Raw genomic sequence first — 18,802 nt, 5'->3', positions numbered from 1 at the left:
CCGTCGGCTCCGCGCCGGAGGAGCAGCGCAGCAGCCTCCGCTGGCGGAGCGGCGGGCGCGGAGCAGTTGCCCCACGCCGGAGCGTGGTACGGTGTCCCCCATGCGGCGGTTCCACTCCTACGGGCCCGTGGATCCCACGGAGCACTTCGCCGTTGAACGGCGCGAGCTGGTCGAGCAGTGCGTGGCGCAGCTCGTCGGCAACCCGGACAAGGGCGGCCGCTTCTTCACGATCTGGGGGCCGCGCCAGACGGGCAAGACCTGGCTGATGCGCCGGGCGATCGAAGAGATCCGCGCCCGTTACGGCGAGCGCTTCGCCGTCGGCGCCCTGTCCGCGCAGGGGCTGCTCGGCGAAGGCGACACGGAGGAGGCATTCTTCCGGTCGGTCCCGGGCATGTTCCGGGAAGGCTTCTCGTTCAAGCCACCCGCCCCCGCGAGCTGGGAAGGGTGGCTCGATCTCTTCTCCAGGCCGGGGGGCGCGTTCGACAGGCCCCTCATCCTGCTCGTGGACGAGTTCGATTCCCTGCCGCCCGCGATCCTGGACCGCCTGGTGAGCGCTTTCCGCAAGATCTATCTCGCCCCCGAAGCCTACACGCTGCACGGGCTCGCGCTCATCGGCGTCCGGGCGGCGCTGGGGGTCGACAGCCTCCGGGGCTCGCCCTTCAACGTCCAGCGCTCGCTCCACGTCCCGAACCTCACGCGCGACGAGGTGCTCGACCTCTTCGCTCAGTACCAGGCCGAGAGCGGGCAGGCGATCGAGCCCGCGGTGGTGGAGCGCGTCTTCGAGGTGACGCGCGGCCAGCCAGGCCTCGTGGGCTGGTTCGGGGAGCTCCTTACCGAGAAGTACAACCCCGCTCCGAAGGAGACCATCGGGCTCACTCAGTGGGAGCGGGTCTACATGCTCGCGTGCCAGGTGGAGCCCAACAACACCGTCTTGAACCTGATCAAGAAGGCGCGAGGGCCCCACCGCGAGCAGGTGATGCAGCTGTTCGGCCGCGCGGACGTGCCGTTCTCCTTCGATGACGAGGCTTGCAACTACCTCTACTTGAACGGGATCATCACCTACCAGGAGACGCTCAGCGCCGGCGGTCTGCCCACCACCGTCTGCCGGTTCTCCTCGCCGTTCATCCAGCTGCGCCTGTACAACGCGTTGACCCACGATCTCTTCGGCAACCGCCTCCCGGTGCTCCCGCTCGAGCCGCTGGACACGCTGGCCGACGTGTTCGCGCCGGCCGAGCTCGACATGGCCGCGCTGCTCCGGAGATACAGTGCTTATCTCGGGCGGCTCGCGGCGAAGGGGCAGGACCCCTGGAAAGGGCAGCCGCGGCGACAGGATCTCCACCTGACCGAGGCGGCTGGGCACTTCCACCTCTATGCGTGGCTGCAGGACGCCCTGCGCGGGCGCTGCGTGGTGAGCCCGGAGTTCCCCACGGGGAATGGGAAGGTGGACCTGCTGGTGCAGGGCGAGGGGAAGGTTGGGCTGATCGAGGTGAAGAGCTTCCGGGCGATGCACGAGCTTCCGCGGGCGCGCGAGCAGGCAGCGCGCTACGCGCAGCAGCAGGGGCTCACGACGGCGACGCTGGCGCTGTTCGTTCCGTCGGATGACGAGGGGGTGCTCGCCGCGCTGTCAGGGGAAGAGGTGATCTCGGCGCTGAAGGTGACGACGGTGGCGATCGGGTGGGGCTGAGCGGAGATGAGGTCGCGGCCCGTTGTGGCGGCCGGGTGTAAGTCGCTCCCCTCCCTCGCTATGGCAGCCACCGCCCCACCTCGGCGATCGCACGGGCGACACCCACGAGCGCCGCCGAGCCGCCGAGCCGCCGCACGAGCGGTGAGAGCTCGGTAAGGCCGCCGTACCCCACCAGCATCCCAGGGAAGTCGCCCGTCCACTCGTTGCCGAGCTCGTCGCAGAGGATCATGGCTGCATCGACGAGGGCCATCCAGGGCGCGCAAGCCGCCAGGATGCGCAAGGCCAGCCGGTCGCCGTGCTCCCGGTAGGCCGACATGACCTCGCGCACGGCACTCTCGCGCATCTCCTCGGGGAGATCACATCCCCAGCCACGCCGGCGACACGAGCTCCATGCGCTCGGCCATCCCGGCGGCTCGCCGCGCCATGTGAGCGCCAAGGTACTCCACCAGGTACGGCGGCCACGCGGGGCGCGGCTCGGAGGCCGTCGTGCACGCGCGCAGCCCCGCGAGCCCGCACGCGACGATGCCGTCCTCGATGGCCACGAGACGATCGGACGCCGCCGCCCAGCAGGCGCGCGCCGCGTCGTCGCGGAAGGCGTGGGCGAGGGTGATCCGGACGCGAGCGCTCCCTCTGCAAAAAAGCGAGCAGGATGTCGGCCAGAGAGCCGATCATGCGAGAGCCGCCATGGCTTTCCCTCCTTCTCCCTCTGGCCTTCCGGCGCCGTGTCCTGCTCCAGTGCTCGCTCGGCCGCCTCTCCGCTGCCCGGCGATGAGCTTCCTACGGACATCCACGGCGGCCGCCGCGCTGCTCGCGAGCACGCTCGCGCCGTGCCGCGTCGCCGCCGCGCCCGCCCCACCACCGCCCGCCCCGCCGCCATCCGCCCCGCCGCCGTCCCACCAGGGGCCGCCAGCGGAGCCGTCCCGCGAGGCGCCGCCCGCGGACGGGCTCGTCCCACCATCGCCGCTCACGCCGCTCGCCGCCGGCTACCCTGACGGCGCGCACGGCGACGCGACGGTCCGCCTCGTCCTCACGGTCAACGCGGACGGGACCGTTCGCTCCGCCATCGCCGAGGAGGGGCCGGAGCCGTTCGCGTCGGCCGCCGTGGCCGCTGCGACGTCGTTCCGCTTCGCGCCGGCCACCCGGAACGGCGCCCCGGTCGCCGCCAGGATCCGCGTCGAGGTTCGCTTCACCGAGGCCGCACCGCCCGCGCCTCCTGCGCCGCCCAGCGCCGCGCCGCCGCCTCCCCCCGCTCTCTCTCCCGCTCCGTCATCCACCGCCCCCGCCCCGCCCCAGCGCGCGCCGCAGCCCCTCGAGGTCACCGTCCACGGCGAGCAGCCGGCGCCCGGCGTCTCCACCTTGAGCCGCGCCGAGGTCCGGCTCGTCCCCGGCGCGTTCGGCGACCCCTTCCGCGCGATCGAGATGCTCCCCGGGGTGACGCCCATCGTCTCGGGGCTGCCGTTCTTCTATGTGCGCGGCTCGCCGCCGGGCAACGTCGGTTACTTCCTCGATGGCGTCCGCGTCCCGTACCTCTATCACCTCGGGCTCGGGCCCTCGGTCGTCCATCCCGGCATCGTCGATCGCGTCGACCTCTACCCAGGCGGCTACCCCGCGCGTCACGGGCGGTACGCCGGCGGGATCGTCGCCGGCGAGACGACTCCGCCGCTCCCGCAGTGGCACGGCGAGGGCATGCTCCGCCTCCTCGACGCAGGCGCGCTCGTCGAGGGCCCCTTCGCCGGCGGCCGTGGAGTCGCGCTCCTCGGCGGGCGCTACTCGTACACGGCGCTGCTCTTCTCGCTCGCCGCGCCCGGCGTGGCGCTCGACTACTGGGACTACCAGGCCCGCATCTCCTACGAGGTCGCCCCGGGAGGCCGGGTGAGCCTCTTCGCGTTCGGCGCCCGCGACTACCTCGCGAACGAGGAAGGCAGCGAGACGACGACCCTCTTCGATACGACGTTTCACCGGGTCGACCTCCGGTACGACCATGCCTATGGCCGGGGCAGCGCGCTCCGCGGCGCGCTGACGCTCGGCCACGACGAGACAGGGATCCAGGACGGCCAGAAAGCCCTGACGCGGAGCCTCGGCGCGCGGCTCACGCTCGATCATCGCCTCCCGGACGAGACCCCGATCCGCGCCGGCATCGACGCCGTGCTCGACGACAATGCCATCGATCTCGGGACCGAGGTCGAGGCTCCCCAAGGCGGCGTCGAGCAGGACGACGACGGCGACGAGATCGCCGACATCCTCCTGTCCCGCGTCGACTTCACGATCGGCGGCTACATCGAATCCGACATCGCCGTCACGCCGCGCCTGCGCGTCACCCCGGGGCTCCGGCTCGATCTCTACCACTCCGACGACACGGTCGCGCTCGCCGTCGATCCGCGCCTCTCGGCGCGGCTCTCCCTGGCGCCCGGCGTGACGTTCGTGCAGGCGCACGGCCTCGCCTCCCAGCTGCCGAGCTTCGTCGTCCCGATCCCCGGCGTCCGCCCGCGCCTCGGCGACGGCCTCCAGCGCAGCTTCCAGTCGAGCGCCGGCGTCGAGCTCGAGCTGCCGGAGGACATCACCGCGACAGCCACGGTGTTCCACAACGCGTTCTTCAACATGACCGACGCGATCGGCGCCGGAGGCCTCGATGGATCCGACCGCGCCTTGACTCGCCGCGCGCTCGGCGCCGCGACCGGCGTGGAGCTGTCGGCCCGCCGGCGCCTCACGCGGCGCATCGGTGGATTCGCCTCCTACACGCTGTCGCGCTCCACGCGGAGCTTCGACCGGACCAGACAGGTCACCTCGGCCGACCGGACCCACGTGGCGAACCTCGCGCTGACCTACGATCTCGGCCGCGGGTACAGGGCCGGAGGGCGCGCCGTGTTCTACTCCGGGCTCCCCCAGGGGAAGGTCGACGGCCCGAGCTCCCCGCTCGGGAGCGGCGTCCCCGGCGGCCCGGAGCCCACCGCCGGCGGCCCGGCCCGGTGGGAGCGGCTGCCCCCGTTCTTGCGGCTCGACGTCCGCCTGGAGAAGCGCTGGTCGATCGGGAAGACAGGCTGGCTGTCGCTCGTCCTCGACGTGCTCAACACCACGCTGTCGAAGGAATACATCCCGGTGCCCTGCGACGGGTTCTCATCGTGCGAGCCCGAGGAGATCGGGCCTGTCACCGTCCCGATCCTCGGGCTGGAGGGCGGCTTCTGACGCCCCGCCCTCGGAGGGCGAGGCCCGCCCGGGGCGATGCCCGCCCGGGGCGAGGCCCCCAGGTGAACGCGAGCGGCGGAGCGCTTTCGCCGTCGGACCACCTTGCCCGCGCGCGGGCGGCGTGCCTTGATCCGGCGCGTGACGACGGCGTTCTTCGAGGCACGTGGCTTTCGTTTCCGGCTCGACCGCGAGGGCGCCGAGGTGAGCGAGGAGCCGGCGCGCCCGGTCCAGGCCAGCATCGAGCCCGACGAGGCGGGCCTCGGCGGGGACGAGCCGCTGGCCGAGCTCCTCGGCCGCCGGCTGTCGGCGCTGCTCGGCGCGCCGGTGAGCGACGAGGAGGGGATCTTCGACCTGGCGGTCGAGCGCGATGGGGCCGTCGTCGCCGCCGTACAGCTCTCGTGCGGCGAGGACGATGAGGACGTGCTCGAGCTGCTCGGCGAGCGCGCGCCGTCGGTGCAGGTGCGCGCGCTGGTCGAGGCGCTCGTCGAGGCGCTGCGGGGCCCGGGCTGACGGGCAGCCGCTCCTCTCAGGCGGCCCGCAGGGCGGCGATCACCGGCGCCGTGTCGGGCCGGATGCCGCGCCAGAGGGTGAAGCTCTCGGCGCCCTGCTCGACCACCATGCCGAGGCCGTCGGCGGTCTGACCCACGCCGGCCGCGCGCGCCGCCTGCACGAAGGCGGTCGGCTCCTTCTTGTAGGCCATGTCGTATGCCAGCGAGCCCCGGTCCCACACGCCGGCGGGCAGCGGCGGCACGTCGTTGGTCATGGACGAGGCGGAGCCGTTGATGATCACGTCGAAGCGCCCGGCGATATCGGCGAAGCCGCCGCCCGCGAGCTTGACGGCGCCGGCCTGCGCGCCGAACTCGGCGGCGAGCTCCACGGCCTTGCTGGCCGTGCGGTTGGCGATGAAGATCTCGGCCGGCCGCTCATCGAAGAGCGGCAGCAGGGTGCCGCGCACCGCGCCGCCCGCGCCCAGCAGCAGCACGCGCGCGCCCTCGAGAGCGCGGCCGAGGTTGTGCGTTATGTCGCGCAGGATGCCGAAGCCGTCGGTGTTGTCCCCGAGGATCGTGCCGTCGGCGCGGAAGGTGAACATGTTGATCGCCCCGGCGGCGCGGCCGCGCGGCGTCAGCTCGTCGGCCATCGCGAACGCCTCGAGCTTGAAGGGCATGGTGATGTTCATCCCCTTGCCGCCGCTCTCCTGGAACGCGCGCACGCCGGCGACGAAGCCGTCCAGCTCGCCCAGGATCGCGCCATACACCATGTCCTGATGGCACTGCTTCGCGAAGGCGGTCTGGAGCGCGGGCGACTTGGCCTGGGCGATGGGGTTGCCGATGATGGCGTAGCGGTCGGTCATGAGAGCCTCCGGGAGGCATCGTTAGTCGATCGAATCTTCATCGTCCTCATCTCTGGTCGAGCCAGGCCTGCGCGCCGCGACGGCGCGTCGCGGGTACACCCCATCCGGCGGAGCGCGCAGGGCCGTCTCCAGCTCCGCGCGCCCCGCCGGATGCACTCCACGCTGCGCTGCGCTGGCCTCAGCGCTCAGCAACGCGCGGGCCACACGCGAGCTCGCCCGTGGCTGTCGCAGGTCTGCGATACCATTCAGCATTTTTGCCAGGAGCGCACGCGGCGACCCCCTCGGGCCGAGCGGCGCGCCCGGCGCCGTCACGCGCGGCTGTACACAGCGTCAACTCGGAGTTGACGCGGCCGGCGCTCGCCGCCGGCTCACGATCGCCCGAAGCGCTGCCGGTACTCCTCCGGCGTGACCTGGAGCGTGCGCTGGAACGCGCGCCGCATCCGCTCGTCCGTGCCGAAGCCGCAGTCGCGCGCGAGCTGCTTGATCGACGCGCGACCCCCCTCCAGGCAGGAGCGCGCCTGCTCGAGCCGCGCCGCCTCGACGAACTTCGCGGGCGTGGTCTGCAGCGCCCGCGCGAACGTCCGCGCGAAGTTGCGGGGGCTCATCCCGGCCTTGTCGGCCAGCACCTCGACGCGCAGGTCGGCGTCGAGGTGCCGCAAGGCCCACTCGATCACGCGCCGCAGCGGCCCCGTGGCGGCCGTCTGCGCGAGGAGCGGGCGGCTGAACTGCGACTGTCCCCCCGGGCGCTTGAGGAACACCACCATGCCTCGCGCCACCTCGAGCGCCACGTCGTACCCGAGATCCTCCTCCACCAGCGAGAGCGCGAGATCGATGCTCGCGGTCGTTCCCGCAGACGTGTAGATCTTCCCGGACCGCACGAAGATCGCGTCGGGATCGACCTCGACGGCGGGAAACTGGCGGGCGAGCGTGTCGGCGGCGCTCCAGTGCGTGGCCGCTCGGTGCCCCGCGAGCAGCCCCGCGGCGGCGAGGAGGAACGCGCCAGTGCAGACGGCGCCCATGCGCCGCACCTCGGGCATCGCCGCGCGGAGCCAGCCGAGCAGCCGGGCGTCTCGCATCGCTTCACCGGTGTCGCCCCCCGCGACGAGCACCGTATCGGGGCCGGGGGCCACGTCCTCGAGCGCCTTGTTGGCGACGATCTGCGTCCCGGAGATCGTCCGGATCACGCCGCCCGACACCGCGGCGATCTCGACGGCATAAGCCGGGGGAGCGTCAGGGCGCGTCGGGTTCGCGAGCTGCGAGGCGCAGGCGAAGACGTCGACGGGCCCCACCACGTCGATGGCGCTCGCGCCGTCGTAGGCCACGACGACGATCCTGCGCGTCAGCGCACGGCGGCTCGCGTCCGGCGAGCCTTGCGGCGCGCTCTGCGAGGGACGGGTCCGCTTCACGCAGCGACGGTACCCGCCGCGCACCCGACCGCAACGACAAAGCACCTGCATTTCCTGCCATACCTCTCGCCGAGGCGCGGAGCCGGGGGGCCGCCGCGCGCCCGGCGCGCCGCGCGGCGCGTGGCAGGAAATGCAGGTGCTCTGTCCCTCTGCCTTCCCGCGCCGGGCGCATGGTCACCAGCGCCGCTCGCCGCGCGCGCCCCGGGCGCCCTCGCGCGAGACAAGAAAGGACTCCAGGATGAGCGTTCACGAAGAACCCACGTTCACTGTGCCCCTGAGCCTCCCCACGCAGCGCAAGCTCCAGGTGGCGCTCTTCGTCTGCCCCGGCTTCTTCTTGCCCGACAACATCGGCCTGCAGACGGTGTTCGGGGTCATGCCCAACGTGGACCTGCACCTCGTCTGGAAGAATAGGGACGAGATCGAGGGCGTCCCGCGCTTCACGACGCGGGCCACCACCACGTTCAGCGACTGTCCGAAGACCCTCGACATCCTCCATGTGCCGGCGATTCCCTCTCACGTCATGGAGGACGAAGAGTCACTCGCGTTCCTCGCGGAGTACGGCGGCCGCGCGGCGTGGTTGTCCGGCGTCTGCGCGGGCTCGCTGATGCTGGGCGCCGCGGGCCTGCTCAAGGGCTACCGGGCCACCACGAACTTTCACATCCACGACCAGCTCGCCTATTACGGCGCGATCCCCACCAGGGGGAACGTGGTGGAAGACCGGAACCGGATCACCTCGGGGCCTGTCTCCGGCGGCTTCGATCTCGCGCTGCGCCTGCTCGGGCGCCTGTGGGGAGACGAGATTGCGAGGGAGTGCGAGCTGGACATGGAGTACGCGCCGGAGCCGCCCTACGGCACGGGCAGCCCCGAGCTCGCCGGGCCAGCGCTGACGGAGCGGTCGATGCAGAGGATGGCGCCGCTGATCGAGGAGACGCGCCAGGTGGGCATCCGCGCTTCCCGGCGGCTGGGGATCGCCTGAGACCCCGAGCCCGGCGCGGTCCTCGCGCCGTACGCGCCGTGGTGCGCTGGGGTCAGAGGTTGATGACCAGCACGCTCACCGCTTCACCGTCGTCGTACACGATGTCGGGCTTGCCGTCCCCGTTGAGGTCGCCGACACCTACAGCGTTGCCCCACGGCGAGCTTGACCTCATCCCGGGCTCGATCATGATCTTCCCCTCTTCGGCGCCCCCTGAGGCGTGAACTTCGGAGGCAGGCATGCGCCCGCGACAGCCCAGGGAACCACGTCAATCCCACACCTGGTACCTCGACGAGCCAAGAGGCGAGACGTATCGACAGCTCTTGCGGTTCGCGGTCGGGAGGGTCGAGCGCGCGACCCTGGGTCCCCTGAGCACGATCAACCCGCGATACACGCACGCGGTGAACAAGCTGTCGCCTCATCAGATCGGCGGCCCTCCGGCGAGCGCCTGTGTCTCCGACAGCGAGTCGCTGAGAAAGCGATATGTGTATCGATTCGACTCCGCTCTGGCAAATGAGCTGTCTGAATTGGCTGATGGTGTATTCGACTGGGAGTTCCCTGATCGGCCGACGGATCTCGTGCTCCTGAGAGGCGCCGGCGACTGGCTTGTGTCGGTGGCTCACGAGCAGCTGTGCTTCATGACGATGACCAGGGACGAGTTCGCGAGCCTGTGCTCCGCTGTGCCTTCGCTGGGGGTGCGTAGCGGCCCGGGCTACCGCGGCGGTCGTCGCTGAGCACCGACGCAGCGGCCCGCGTGCTCCCGCGGGAGCCGATCGACCTCTCCGAACGGGACGGTCGCCTCACCGGCGTCATCACCCGCGGCCTGATTCCGGCCCTCGGGGCGCCGGCCGAGCTGCGCCCGAGGTGATGGTGGTACGATGAGGGGGCGACGCGCTTCACCCGAACGCCTTCGGGGTGCGCGTCGCGCAGCGAGCCTGCCCATGACGAGGACGCTCACCTTCTTGCACACATCGCCCGTTCACATCGCCACCTTCGATCGGCTGCTGGCCGAGATGGCCCCGACGATCCCCGCGAGGCACGTGGTGGACGAGGGCCTCCTGAACGACGCCCGCGCCTCGGGCCTCACGCCCGAGGTGACTCACCGCATCGACCAGGCGATCCTGAGCGCCATGGCCGGCGGCTCCGCCGTGGTCCTCTGCACCTGCTCGACGATCGGCGGGTGCGCCGAGCGCGCCGGCCAGTCGGCCGGGCATCCGGTCCTCCGCGTCGATCGTGCGATGGCGGAGCGCGCCGTCGCCGCAGGCGGGCGCATCCTCGTGGCCGCGACGCTGGCCAGCACCATCGCCCCGACGCGCGAGCTCCTCCTCGAGGTGGCCCACCAAGCCGGGAGGACCGTCGCGATCACCGAGGCGCTCTTCGAGGACGCATGGTCGCACTTCGAGCGCGGCGATCTCGCGGGCTATCGCCAGGCGATCGCCGCGAGGCTGCGCGACGCGGCGCCGGCGGCCGACGCGATCGTGCTGGCGCAGGCATCCATGGCCGACGCCGCCGCCTCGTGCCCTGACCTGCCTGTTCCCGTCTTCAGCAGCCCACGTCCGGGACTCGAGGCGGCCATCCGGGCGTACCGCGCCCTGGCGTAGCCGTCCTGTCGCCAGAGCGCCTCGTGCCGGCCGATGCGTCCGCCGCCGCGCGCGCCTGGCGCCCGGCGCTCCGCGTGCTGTACCTTGGCCTCCCGGCAGCCCCTGCCGCTCGCTCGAAGAGGAAGCGATGTCCACGCAGCACCCCCTGGCGGCGTTCTCGATCTACATGTCCGGCCGACACCAGGTCCTGCTGTCGATCGCGAGGGAGATCGTCGAGCGCCTCGACGCGTGCGCCTCCAGCGAGGGAGGCTTCTCCCACGAGGCGAGGACGCGGGCCTCGGATCTGATGTGGCTCTGGACGCTGGGGGCCTACGAGGTGATCAGGACCATGTGCCAGGCCCACAGGTGCTTCTCGGAGCGCTTTTACCGGGAGGTAGCGGGCCTCAAGGTCGAGCTGGAGCGGGTCAGGGTGCCGAACACGAAGCTGGAGCGGGTCAAGTACGACCGGCGGGCGAGGAGCATCCCGGTCGCATCGGATCGAGGCCCGGACGTATGGGACGACGCCAGCAAGGACCTCCTGGTGGGAGATCCCGCGGATGCCGTATCGGCTCGGCTGCTGCTCGGGCGCTACGAGAGCGTCATGTCCTCCCTGACCCCGGAGGATGTGACGATGAGCCACGAGGACTCGTTCGAAAGGAAGTAGGGCGACGACGTCGCGATGGCGAGCCGTCGCGCTCCGGAGCGACCTGCGCGGGCCCGCGCCGCGCCGGCCGGAGAGCGGGCGCCAGTCGTCCACGAGGCCCACGAGCCCGCAGGGGCGCGCGAACTGCTGAATCAGCTCCGTCGGATGTAGCAGGAAACGATATGGAAACAACAGCACCGGAAAACGAAGACAAGGTTGACTACGGAACGTTCGAGGCCACCGTTGAACGGAGCCGAAAGATCGAGGAAGATCTCCCCGTCAATCCGAAGAAATACAGGGTGTTGACGGGCGACAGGCCGACCGGGAAGCTCCATGTGGGTCACCTGTTCGGATCGCTGCAGAACCGCGTCAGGATCCACAAGCTCGGGGTCCCCACGTACATCGTCATCGCCGATTATCAGGTCCTCACGGACAGGGACACCTTCGAGAACATCTCCGAGAACGTGCATCAGCTCGTCGTGGACTATATCTCGACCGGGCTCGACCCTGAGGCCGGCAACCTCGTGATCTTCCCTCACAGCCATGTTCCAGAGCTGAATCAGCTCATTCTCCCGTTCCTCACGCTCGTGACGAACGCCGAGCTCGACCGTAATCCCACCGTGAAGGAGGAGATCCAGGCGGCGGGCCTCAAGAGGATCAACGCGGGCATGTACGTGTATCCCGTGCATCAGGCGGCGGACATCCTCTTCTGCAAAGGGAATCTCGTCCCGGTGGGGAAGGACCAGCTCCCGCACCTCGAGATCACGAGGACGATCGCGCGTCGGTTCAACGACCGCTTCGCGAAGAAGCGGTCGGTCTTCCCCGAGCCGCAGCCGCTGCTCAGCAAGGCTCCCGTCATCCTCGGGCTCGATGGTTCCCAGAAGATGAGCAAGAGCCGGAACAATGCCGTGATGCTCAGCTCCACCGAGGACGAGACCGTGGCGCTGATCAAGAAGGCGAAGACCGACTCCGACCGCGTCATCACGTTCGATCCCGAGAAGAGGCCGGAGGTGTCCAACCTTCTTCTTCTCATCTCTCTCTCGACCGGTGAGGAGCCTCACGCGGTCGCCGCGCGGATCGGCGACGGCGGGAGCGGCAAGCTCAAGGCGCTCCTCTCCGAGACGCTGAACGAGCACCTTCGCCCCATCAGGGCCAGGCGCCGTGAGCTCGAGGCAGCCCCCGACTATATCAAGTCCGTCCTCCGCAACGGGATCAGGGACGCGCGCGCGGTGGCTGAGCAGACCCTCGGCGAGGTCCGGCGTGTGATGAACATGGAGGTGTAGCTACCTGCGCCAGGTCGGTGAGCCCGGCGGAGCCGACGGCTCGCGCCGGTTGGCCGCCGCGAGCTCGTCCTTGGGCTACCCCGGCCCGGGTTGGATCACCGAGGCAGCTGGTCGTGGCCTCCTCCCCGTCTTCGCGAGCAGGGAGCGCCGGGGCTCGAGGCAGCGGCCTCGGCTTCCAGCTCAGAACGAGCCCTCGCGCAGGTTGATGCCGTGCTCGAGGTACGCCTTCAGGCAGAGGGACATGTGCATCCAGCCCTGGCAGTTCCCGTAGGAGGCTTGCAATGCCTTCTCGCTCTCTTTCCATCCTGACTCGGCGATCCGGATGAGCGTCGAGCTCGGGCCGAGGGCCTCGAAGTGCATCTCCACGGTCGTGTTGTAGGGGAGCTCTTTCACTGGTTTCCCGCTGCTGTCGTCGGTCTCGGCCGCTGCCCACTCGAAGACGATGAGCTTGTCGGCGACGACCCGCTTCACGGAGACGGGGAAGGGCTTACCCCCGTCGAAATCGGCGAAGCCCCACATGACGGTCGTCCCCTCGTCGAGCGGCCCGCTCGCCCCGGCCGTCGTGAAATACCCGCTGAGCTTCTTCGGGTTGTAGACCGCATCGAATACTTCGTGGACGGGCTTCTGGATCTTGGTCTGCACCTGAAACTTGAGCTCCATGACGCCTCCTCTTCGCGGCAACGCCCCGGGCCGCGCGCAACGTGACGACGTACCGGCGCGCCGACGCACCTGTGCGCCGACGTGCCGGCGCACAGGCCGCATAGCTCGGCCTGCGCGCGTCGATTGACCGCCGGTCCATCATGTTATATTATAATAACATGTCAAGCCCCGATCCGGACGACCTCGTCTTCAAGGCGCTGGCAGACGGTCGGAGGCGTGAGATCCTCGACCTGCTCGCGGGCGGCCCGAAGACCACGGGCGAGCTCTGCGCTCATTTCGTGGATTGGGATCGTTGCACGGTGATGCAGCACCTCGGCGTGCTGGAGAAGGCCGAGCTGGTGATCGTCAAGCGCGAGGGCCGTCACCGCTGGAACTACCTCAACGTGCTCCCGATCAAGCGCATCCACGACCGCTGGATCAGCCGTTACGCCACCGCCGCGGTCGATCTCCTCGCCCGCCTGAAGCGCGACCTCGAGACGTGAGGACCATCAACCGTAGGCCCCCGGAGAGGGTGTTCACGGGGCGGGGTGGGGGATGGGCCGATGTCTGAGCAAACCCGTAGGCCCCCGGAGAGGGTGTTCACGGGGCGGGGTGGGGGATGGGCCGATGTCTGAGCCCGATGCTCCTGTCTCCTCCGGCTTGCCGGAGGAGGCAGGAGCATCGGGCGAGTTCGGCGGGGCCCCCACCCCGCCCCGTGAACACCCTCTCCGGGGGCCGGCCCCCCTGGCTACTACTCGTACTGAACCGACTCCGCCGCGTTGCTCCGCCCCGCGCTCCGCGCCGGATAGAGCGACGCCCCGAGCGCCACCGCCGTCGCCCCGAGCGCCGTCAGCACCCCGTATTCCGGCGGGATATGGAACTCGACCTCGAACGTCGACACCGTCCGCAGCGCCCCGAGCGCCGCCGACCCCAGCGGCACCCCCAGCAGCACCGCCAGCGTCCCGCCCAGCGCCCCCACCAGCGCCCCCTCCATCAGCACCATCCGCCGCACCTGCCCCGCCGTCATCCCGAGCACCCGGTGCAGCGCGAGCTCCCGGCGCCGCGCGTGCAGCGCCAGGACCATCTGGTTCGCCACCCCGATCGCGGCGAGCACCGTCGTGAAGCCGAGGATCATGTCGAAGATCACGAAGTCGCGCCCGGTCGCCTTCCTCCGGGTCGCCTCGATCTCCACCCCCGTCTGCATCCGCACGTCGCGCGCCCGCGGCACGCCGGCGAGCAGCTCGCCCCACGGCGGCGTCGCCGGCCCGCCCCGCGCCGCCGCGGCGCCCGTCACCGGATCGGCGACCGCCACCGTGTGCCCGATCGCAAGGGCGTACGGCGAGATCACCGGAAAGTCGGCCGCCTCGATGATCGCGTACGTGCGCAGGTTGCGGTACGCGCCCGGCGCGTGGACGTAGCCGAGCTCGTCGGTCACGCCGACGACCTCGACGCGGCGCGTGCCGGCGCGGCCGCCCACCTCGAGCAGGTCGCCGGGGCCGACGTCGAAGCGGCGGGCCATCATCGTCGAGACGATCGCCTTGCCCGGCCCGAAGCGGCGGCTCACCGCGATCGACTCGGGTCGACCGGCGGCCTCGGCGAGCGCGCGGAGCTCGTCCGCCGGGACGGCGTAGACGACGTTGGGCCACGGCGTGCGGCTCGAGAAGCGCGCCGCGACCAGGCGCGGCGGCAGGCTGGGCAGCATGCGCTCGGCGTGGCCGAGCGGCTCGTCCGGGTAGAAGAACGTGTAGGGCGCGAGCGCGCGGCCCGCCCACGCCGAGACCTCCTGCTTCAGCGCCGCCGTCGCGATGTGCAGCGCGAGCAGGAGGGCGAAGACCATCATCACCCCGCCGACGCTCCAGGCGAGCTCGTGGCCGCTGTGCTCGACGCGGCGCCGGAGCAGGAGGCGCTCGGCCGCCCAGCGGCGCGGCGCGAGGCGCACGGCGAGCGCGCCGAGGCGCGCGACGAGGTCGGGGACGAAGACGATGGCCGCGAGGAACGCCGCGCAGACGAGCCCCGCCTCGAGGACGAAGAAGGCGAACAGCGGGACCGACTCCTGGAAGAAGGGGCGGAGCAGGCCGTAGACGAGCACCATGAACGGCAGCGCGAGCAGCGTGACCCCGCGCAGGCGGCGCCGCTGCTCGGCCCCGCCCTCGAGGAAGCGCGGGCGCAAGGCGCGGGCGATGTCGAGGCGCAGCGCGTCGCGCACCGGGCGGAGGACGCCGAGCAGCGCGGTGAGGGCGCCCGTGCCGCAGACGAGCAGCATCGCGCTCCACGGCAGGCGGATGGCGTGGAGCGGGATGCGCGCGCGGCCGGTGGTCGTGATGCCCGCCTTCGCGGCGAGGTACGCGAGCGGGATCGACGCGAGCAGGCCGAGCGCGGCGCCGCCGAGGCCGAGCATCAGGGCCTCGAGGACGAAGACCGCGGCGACCTGCGGGGGCAGGGCGCCGGCGCTGCGCAGGAGGGCGATCTCGCGTCGGCGCCGCTCGACGGCGACGTTGAAGGTGAAGAACACGATCAGCGCGCCGACGAGGAACGCGGAGAGCGAGCCGAGGCGGATCGCGGACCGCATGATCTCGTAGTCCTCGTGCGTCTCCTCCTGGGCGTCGGCCGCGGCGGTGGGCTGGCCGTCGGGGCGGAGGCCGCGCAGGGTGACGGTCTGGTCGGTGAAGACGGGGAGGTCGGGGTTGGTGACGGCGCTCCTCGCCTCGACCGCGCGCGTGCCGACGTCGAGGATGAGGACGACGTTGACCGTGGCCGTGCCGAGGGCGACGCCGAGCAGGGCGGCCATCGCGCCGAAGCGGTCGGCGCGGAGGTTGCGCAGGGCGAGGATGCGGACGAGCGGCTGGAAGAGGGCGCGGAGGAGGAGCATTCAGATGCCGAGCTCCTTCAGCCGGTCGTGGACGGCGGCGGAGGTGACCGCGGAGCCCGCGAGGGCGGCGTCGTGCAGGAGCAGGCCGTCGCGCATGAAGACGACGCGATGGGCGCGGGCGGCGTCCTCGGCGTTGTGGGTGACGAGGAGCATGGCGCTGCCGGCCTCCTGGAGGGCGTCGGCGAGCAGCGCCATGATGCGGCGGCCGGTCGCGACGTTGACGTTGCCCGTCGGCTCGTCGGCGAGCACGAGCGCGGGGCGGCGGACGAGGGCGCGGGCGATGGAGATGAGCTGCATCTCGCCGCCGGACATCTGCGAGGGCAGGTGCTCGGCGCGGGCGCGCATGCCGACGCGGTCGAGCATGCGCGACGCGGCGTCGTGGTCCGGCGCGGCGCCGTCGATGAGGTAGGGGAGGACGATGTTCTCGTAGCCGGTGAGCGTCGGGACGAGGTTGAAGAACTGGTAGACGATGCCGATGCGGCGGCGGCGCAGGAGGGTCCGCCCGTTCTCGTCGAGGGCGGCCATGTCCTCGCCGAGCACGCGCACCTCGCCGCGGTCGGGCGACTCGAGGCCCGCGACGCACGAGAGCAGCGTGCTCTTGCCGACGCCGGAAGGGCCCATGATCGCGCACATCTCGCCGGCGTGGATGTCGAGCTCGACGCCGCGGAGCACCTCGATCGGCGTGGCGCCCAGCGCGTGGGCCTTGTGGAGGTTGCGGACGCGGAGGACGGGCTCTTCGGAGGTCACGGGCGGCCTTCGGAGTGTGTACAGCATCTGCGCGCGGCGTTCATCTGGAGCCGCCCCGCGGGAGGGAGCGATGGCGGCGGGGGTGGCGTGGGCCGAGCGACCGAGCAGCGCGCGGTCAGGGTCGAGCGCCGGCGCGCGCGCGCCGCCGGGCGCGAGATCCAGCTCGTCGAGCTGACGGAGCGGCAGGCGCGCGAGCGGTGGGCGGCGCGCACCACCCCGGAGCCAGGCGGGCACGCCGCTACGGAACCTCGACGGCGCCCAGATCGCACACGGCGGTGTCGCGCGGCTGCCCTCGTTGGTCCACAGGTTCGCAGCCCGCTCCGGCTCCCAGCACGGGGCTGCCCGCGCCGGGCAGCATCGTGAAGGTGACACCGCCGTTATCGGCAGGATCCGCCAGCTTCGGATCGGCGGCGGTCGGGTTGGAGATGCACGGATCCGACCCCACTCCCTTGAAGTCGGTCACCCACTGGAGGACGTGGTCGCCGGTGCCCGTCGCGGAGCAACTATAGGCCTGGCCCCAGGGATTGCCCGCCTTGTTGTCGGCGAACACGGTGTTCTTGAAGACCCAATCGCTGCCACCGAAGAGAGCGCCACCGTGCCCGTTGGCGAAGTTCTTCGCGAAGGTCACGTTGTTCACGCGCAGCTTGTCCCCGAAGATCGCGCCGCCGTAGCCGTCCGTGGCCTTGTTCGAATAGAACGTGGAGTCGGTGATGGTGCAGGTCGGTTCGCAGTCGAGGTAGAGCCCCCCGCCGTGAGTCTCGCCGATGTTGGAGAGGAAGCTCGTGCCTTTGATGGTGAGCTCGCCATTGCTGACGCGCATGCCGCCGCCCAGGGCCACGCCGGTGCCACCTGAGTCCTTGCCGAGCGTGTTGCCCTCGATGGTGCAGCGGTCGATGATGACCTTGTCCGGCGGATACACCCACAAAAACGCCGCGCCCCCTGACCCATAAGCCTCGTTGTTCTGGAACCGGCTTCCGCAGATCTCGATCGTGCCTCCCGCGGTATCGACCTCGTTCTGCGGGTTCCTGTACGCGGGGTCCAATGCTCCATCGGTTCCGATGGCGCCCCCGTTGGAGTCAACGAAGGCCGAGTTGTCGGTGAACTCCGAATTCACGATGCGCAAAGGCGACCACAGGCTGTAGATGGCCCCGCCATACCCAGACTTGTTGCGTCGGAACTGACTCGCCACGACCGTCAGCGAGCTGCCGGTCCAGACCCCGATGGCCCCTCCGGCAGTACCCGCGGTGTTGTCCTCGAACGTGCAACCGATCACCTCCACGTTGCTCCTCCACTCTCCCTTCACGGCTCCTCCGTTGCTGTCGTCCGGAGCCTTGCCGTTGATGAAGCTCAGATTGCGCACGGACAGCTTGTTGGTCACGATGAAGATCCGTGACGTCCCGCCGCCGTCGAGGGTGATTTTCCCCTCCCCATCGACGACCGTCTCGGCGCCGACCTGGATTGGAGTCGAGATCGCGATCGTCACCGGGGAATCCCCGCAATTGAAGGTGACGTGTCCACCTGCAGTGACGGCCTGGCTCAGAGCGTCGGCCGTGCAGCTCGCGGCCGTCCCGTCGCCCACGACCTTCTTCGATGCAGGGAGCGCCCACGGGGTTGGCTCGTCGCAGCTCTGCCCAGGCACGGCCGCGTCGCCAGATGCCGTGCTGCCGCCGGCTCCCGCGTCGGTGGTCACGCCGCCAGCTCCCGCGTCGGGGGCCACGCCGCCGGCTCCCGCGTCGGGGGCCACGCCGCCGGCTACCGCCTTGGCGGCTACGCCGTCGGATCCGCCAGTCGCGCCGCCGCTTCCGGCAGCAGAGTCCTCGCCCTGCGACCCGCACGCGCCAGTGGTCAGGACGACAGCAAAAGCATAAGTTTGCACACGAACAATACGCATATAAGCCTCCTTACGACGCACTCGCTATACTCCTTGTCTCGCTGCGAGGGTATGGGAAGTGCGGCACCGCCCATGACCGGCCCCGTCGTGCGTGGATGTCGGGCGATGGACGCGAGTCAGCTGCACGCGCGCCGCATCCCCGCAAGCTATGGAGTGAAGGCGACCTCTTCAATGGGCGGATAAAACATTGATATGGCGTCGCATTTCCAGGAGGGGGGCGGATCGTGGAAAGTTCTATACGTGTCGCCCCGCCCGCCGACCTGGCTTACCGTGTCAGCCGGTGTGGCGCCGGGTGGGCGAGCTGGCGGTCGCGCTGCCGCAACCAGCCGTTGACCTGCTGGTGTTCGCGGACGGCTCGCTGTGGCTGGTGGGGCCCGAGACCGTGGCCCGGACCGGGAGCCTGCCGGAGCCGTTGACGGGCGTACGGCTGCGGCCGGGAACGTGCGCCTCGGTGTCGGGAATCGGGGCGGAGTGGGCCAGAGAGCACGCGGCGGCGTTCGCCGCGCAGCGGGCGGCGTGAGGCGCTCGCGGCGGGCGGCGCGCTACCATCGCG

19 protein-coding genes are annotated in these 18,802 nt (G+C 70.9%); 10 read left to right on the top strand and 9 right to left on the bottom strand.

What is annotated here, in order from left to right:
- The first annotated feature begins 100 nt into the window (after positions 1–100).
- Positions 101–1,684 (top strand): hypothetical protein, encoded by a 1,584-nt coding sequence (locus WME85_RS47715; RefSeq protein ID WP_437831474.1) that lies wholly within the window; start codon positions 101–103, stop codon positions 1,682–1,684.
- A 58-nt stretch (positions 1,685–1,742) separates the two neighbouring features.
- On the opposite strand, the gene WME85_RS47710 is transcribed toward WME85_RS47715, so the two are convergent.
- Positions 1,743–2,027, bottom strand: coding sequence for a hypothetical protein (locus WME85_RS47710; protein ID WP_437831471.1), 285 nt, complete (start codon positions 2,025–2,027; stop codon positions 1,743–1,745).
- A 13-nt stretch (positions 2,028–2,040) separates the two neighbouring features.
- Positions 2,041–2,226, bottom strand: a complete 186-nt coding sequence (locus tag WME85_RS47705; protein ID WP_437831468.1) for a hypothetical protein — start codon at positions 2,224–2,226, stop codon at positions 2,041–2,043.
- A 226-nt stretch (positions 2,227–2,452) separates the two neighbouring features.
- Between WME85_RS47705 and WME85_RS47700 the strand changes: the two genes are divergently transcribed.
- Positions 2,453–4,867, top strand: coding sequence for a TonB-dependent receptor domain-containing protein (locus tag WME85_RS47700; protein ID WP_437831465.1), 2,415 nt, complete (start codon positions 2,453–2,455; stop codon positions 4,865–4,867).
- A 138-nt stretch (positions 4,868–5,005) separates the two neighbouring features.
- A complete protein-coding gene (locus tag WME85_RS47695; RefSeq protein WP_437305692.1) occupies positions 5,006–5,377 on the top strand; it encodes a hypothetical protein in 372 nt (123 codons plus the stop codon).
- A 16-nt stretch (positions 5,378–5,393) separates the two neighbouring features.
- On the opposite strand, the gene aroE is transcribed toward WME85_RS47695, so the two are convergent.
- Positions 5,394–6,218, bottom strand: coding sequence for a shikimate dehydrogenase (gene aroE / locus WME85_RS47690; protein WP_437831462.1), 825 nt, complete (start codon positions 6,216–6,218; stop codon positions 5,394–5,396).
- Positions 6,219–6,586: 368 nt separating this feature from the next.
- Positions 6,587–7,561: a GlxA family transcriptional regulator gene (locus tag WME85_RS47685; RefSeq protein WP_437842563.1), complete on the bottom strand. Its 975-nt coding sequence runs from the start codon at positions 7,559–7,561 to the stop codon at positions 6,587–6,589.
- Positions 7,562–7,862: 301 nt separating this feature from the next.
- On the opposite strand from WME85_RS47685, the gene WME85_RS47680 reads away from it, so the two are divergent.
- Positions 7,863–8,600, top strand: a complete 738-nt coding sequence (locus tag WME85_RS47680) for a DJ-1/PfpI family protein (protein WP_437831460.1) — start codon at positions 7,863–7,865, stop codon at positions 8,598–8,600.
- Between the two features lie 52 nt (positions 8,601–8,652).
- Here WME85_RS47680 and WME85_RS47675 read toward each other — a convergent pair whose 3' ends face one another.
- On the bottom strand, positions 8,653–8,772 hold the full coding sequence (locus WME85_RS47675) for an FG-GAP repeat protein (RefSeq protein WP_437831457.1): 120 nt from the start codon (positions 8,770–8,772) through the stop codon (positions 8,653–8,655).
- Between the two features lie 226 nt (positions 8,773–8,998).
- Between WME85_RS47675 and WME85_RS47670 the strand changes: the two genes are divergently transcribed.
- The 4 genes from WME85_RS47670 (at position 8,999) to trpS (ending at position 12,103) form a co-directional block, all read left to right on the top strand.
- Positions 8,999–9,331, top strand: a complete 333-nt coding sequence (locus tag WME85_RS47670; RefSeq protein ID WP_437831455.1) for a hypothetical protein — start codon at positions 8,999–9,001, stop codon at positions 9,329–9,331.
- 207 nt (positions 9,332–9,538) lie between these two features.
- Positions 9,539–10,198 carry an aspartate/glutamate racemase family protein gene (locus WME85_RS47665; protein WP_437831452.1) on the top strand — a complete coding sequence of 220 codons (660 nt, stop codon included), beginning with the start codon at positions 9,539–9,541 and terminating at the stop codon, positions 10,196–10,198.
- A gap of 127 nt (positions 10,199–10,325) precedes the next feature.
- Positions 10,326–10,841: a hypothetical protein gene (locus WME85_RS47660; RefSeq protein WP_437831449.1), complete on the top strand. Its 516-nt coding sequence runs from the start codon at positions 10,326–10,328 to the stop codon at positions 10,839–10,841.
- Positions 10,842–11,002: 161 nt separating this feature from the next.
- Positions 11,003–12,103 carry a tryptophan--tRNA ligase gene (trpS, locus tag WME85_RS47655; protein ID WP_437831447.1) on the top strand — a complete coding sequence of 367 codons (1,101 nt, stop codon included), beginning with the start codon at positions 11,003–11,005 and terminating at the stop codon, positions 12,101–12,103.
- 180 nt (positions 12,104–12,283) lie between these two features.
- On the opposite strand, the gene WME85_RS47650 is transcribed toward trpS, so the two are convergent.
- Complete coding sequence (locus WME85_RS47650) at positions 12,284–12,763, bottom strand: SRPBCC domain-containing protein (RefSeq protein ID WP_437305681.1); 480 nt, start codon at positions 12,761–12,763, stop codon at positions 12,284–12,286.
- Between the two features lie 158 nt (positions 12,764–12,921).
- Between WME85_RS47650 and WME85_RS47645 the strand changes: the two genes are divergently transcribed.
- Entirely contained in the window at positions 12,922–13,245 is a 324-nt protein-coding gene (locus WME85_RS47645; RefSeq protein WP_437831444.1) for an ArsR/SmtB family transcription factor, read from the top strand.
- Between the two features lie 248 nt (positions 13,246–13,493).
- Here WME85_RS47645 and WME85_RS47640 read toward each other — a convergent pair whose 3' ends face one another.
- From WME85_RS47640 to WME85_RS47630, 3 genes are all read right to left on the bottom strand, one after another.
- Positions 13,494–15,611, bottom strand: a complete 2,118-nt coding sequence (locus tag WME85_RS47640) for an ABC transporter permease (RefSeq protein ID WP_437831442.1) — start codon at positions 15,609–15,611, stop codon at positions 13,494–13,496.
- Positions 15,612–16,385 carry an ABC transporter ATP-binding protein gene (locus WME85_RS47635; RefSeq protein WP_437831439.1) on the bottom strand — a complete coding sequence of 258 codons (774 nt, stop codon included), beginning with the start codon at positions 16,383–16,385 and terminating at the stop codon, positions 15,612–15,614.
- 211 nt (positions 16,386–16,596) lie between these two features.
- Positions 16,597–18,249 carry a right-handed parallel beta-helix repeat-containing protein gene (locus WME85_RS47630; protein ID WP_437831436.1) on the bottom strand — a complete coding sequence of 551 codons (1,653 nt, stop codon included), beginning with the start codon at positions 18,247–18,249 and terminating at the stop codon, positions 16,597–16,599.
- A gap of 292 nt (positions 18,250–18,541) precedes the next feature.
- Here WME85_RS47630 and WME85_RS47625 point away from each other — a divergent pair, with 292 nt between their 5' ends.
- Positions 18,542–18,769 carry a hypothetical protein gene (locus WME85_RS47625; RefSeq protein WP_437831433.1) on the top strand — a complete coding sequence of 76 codons (228 nt, stop codon included), beginning with the start codon at positions 18,542–18,544 and terminating at the stop codon, positions 18,767–18,769.
- Positions 18,770–18,802: the final 33 nt, after the last annotated feature.

Source organism: Sorangium sp. So ce1153, from assembly GCF_051521595.1.
Lineage (GTDB): Bacteria > Myxococcota_A > Polyangia > Polyangiales > Polyangiaceae > Sorangium.
This window is presented reverse-complemented; position numbering and strand designations above follow the sequence as displayed.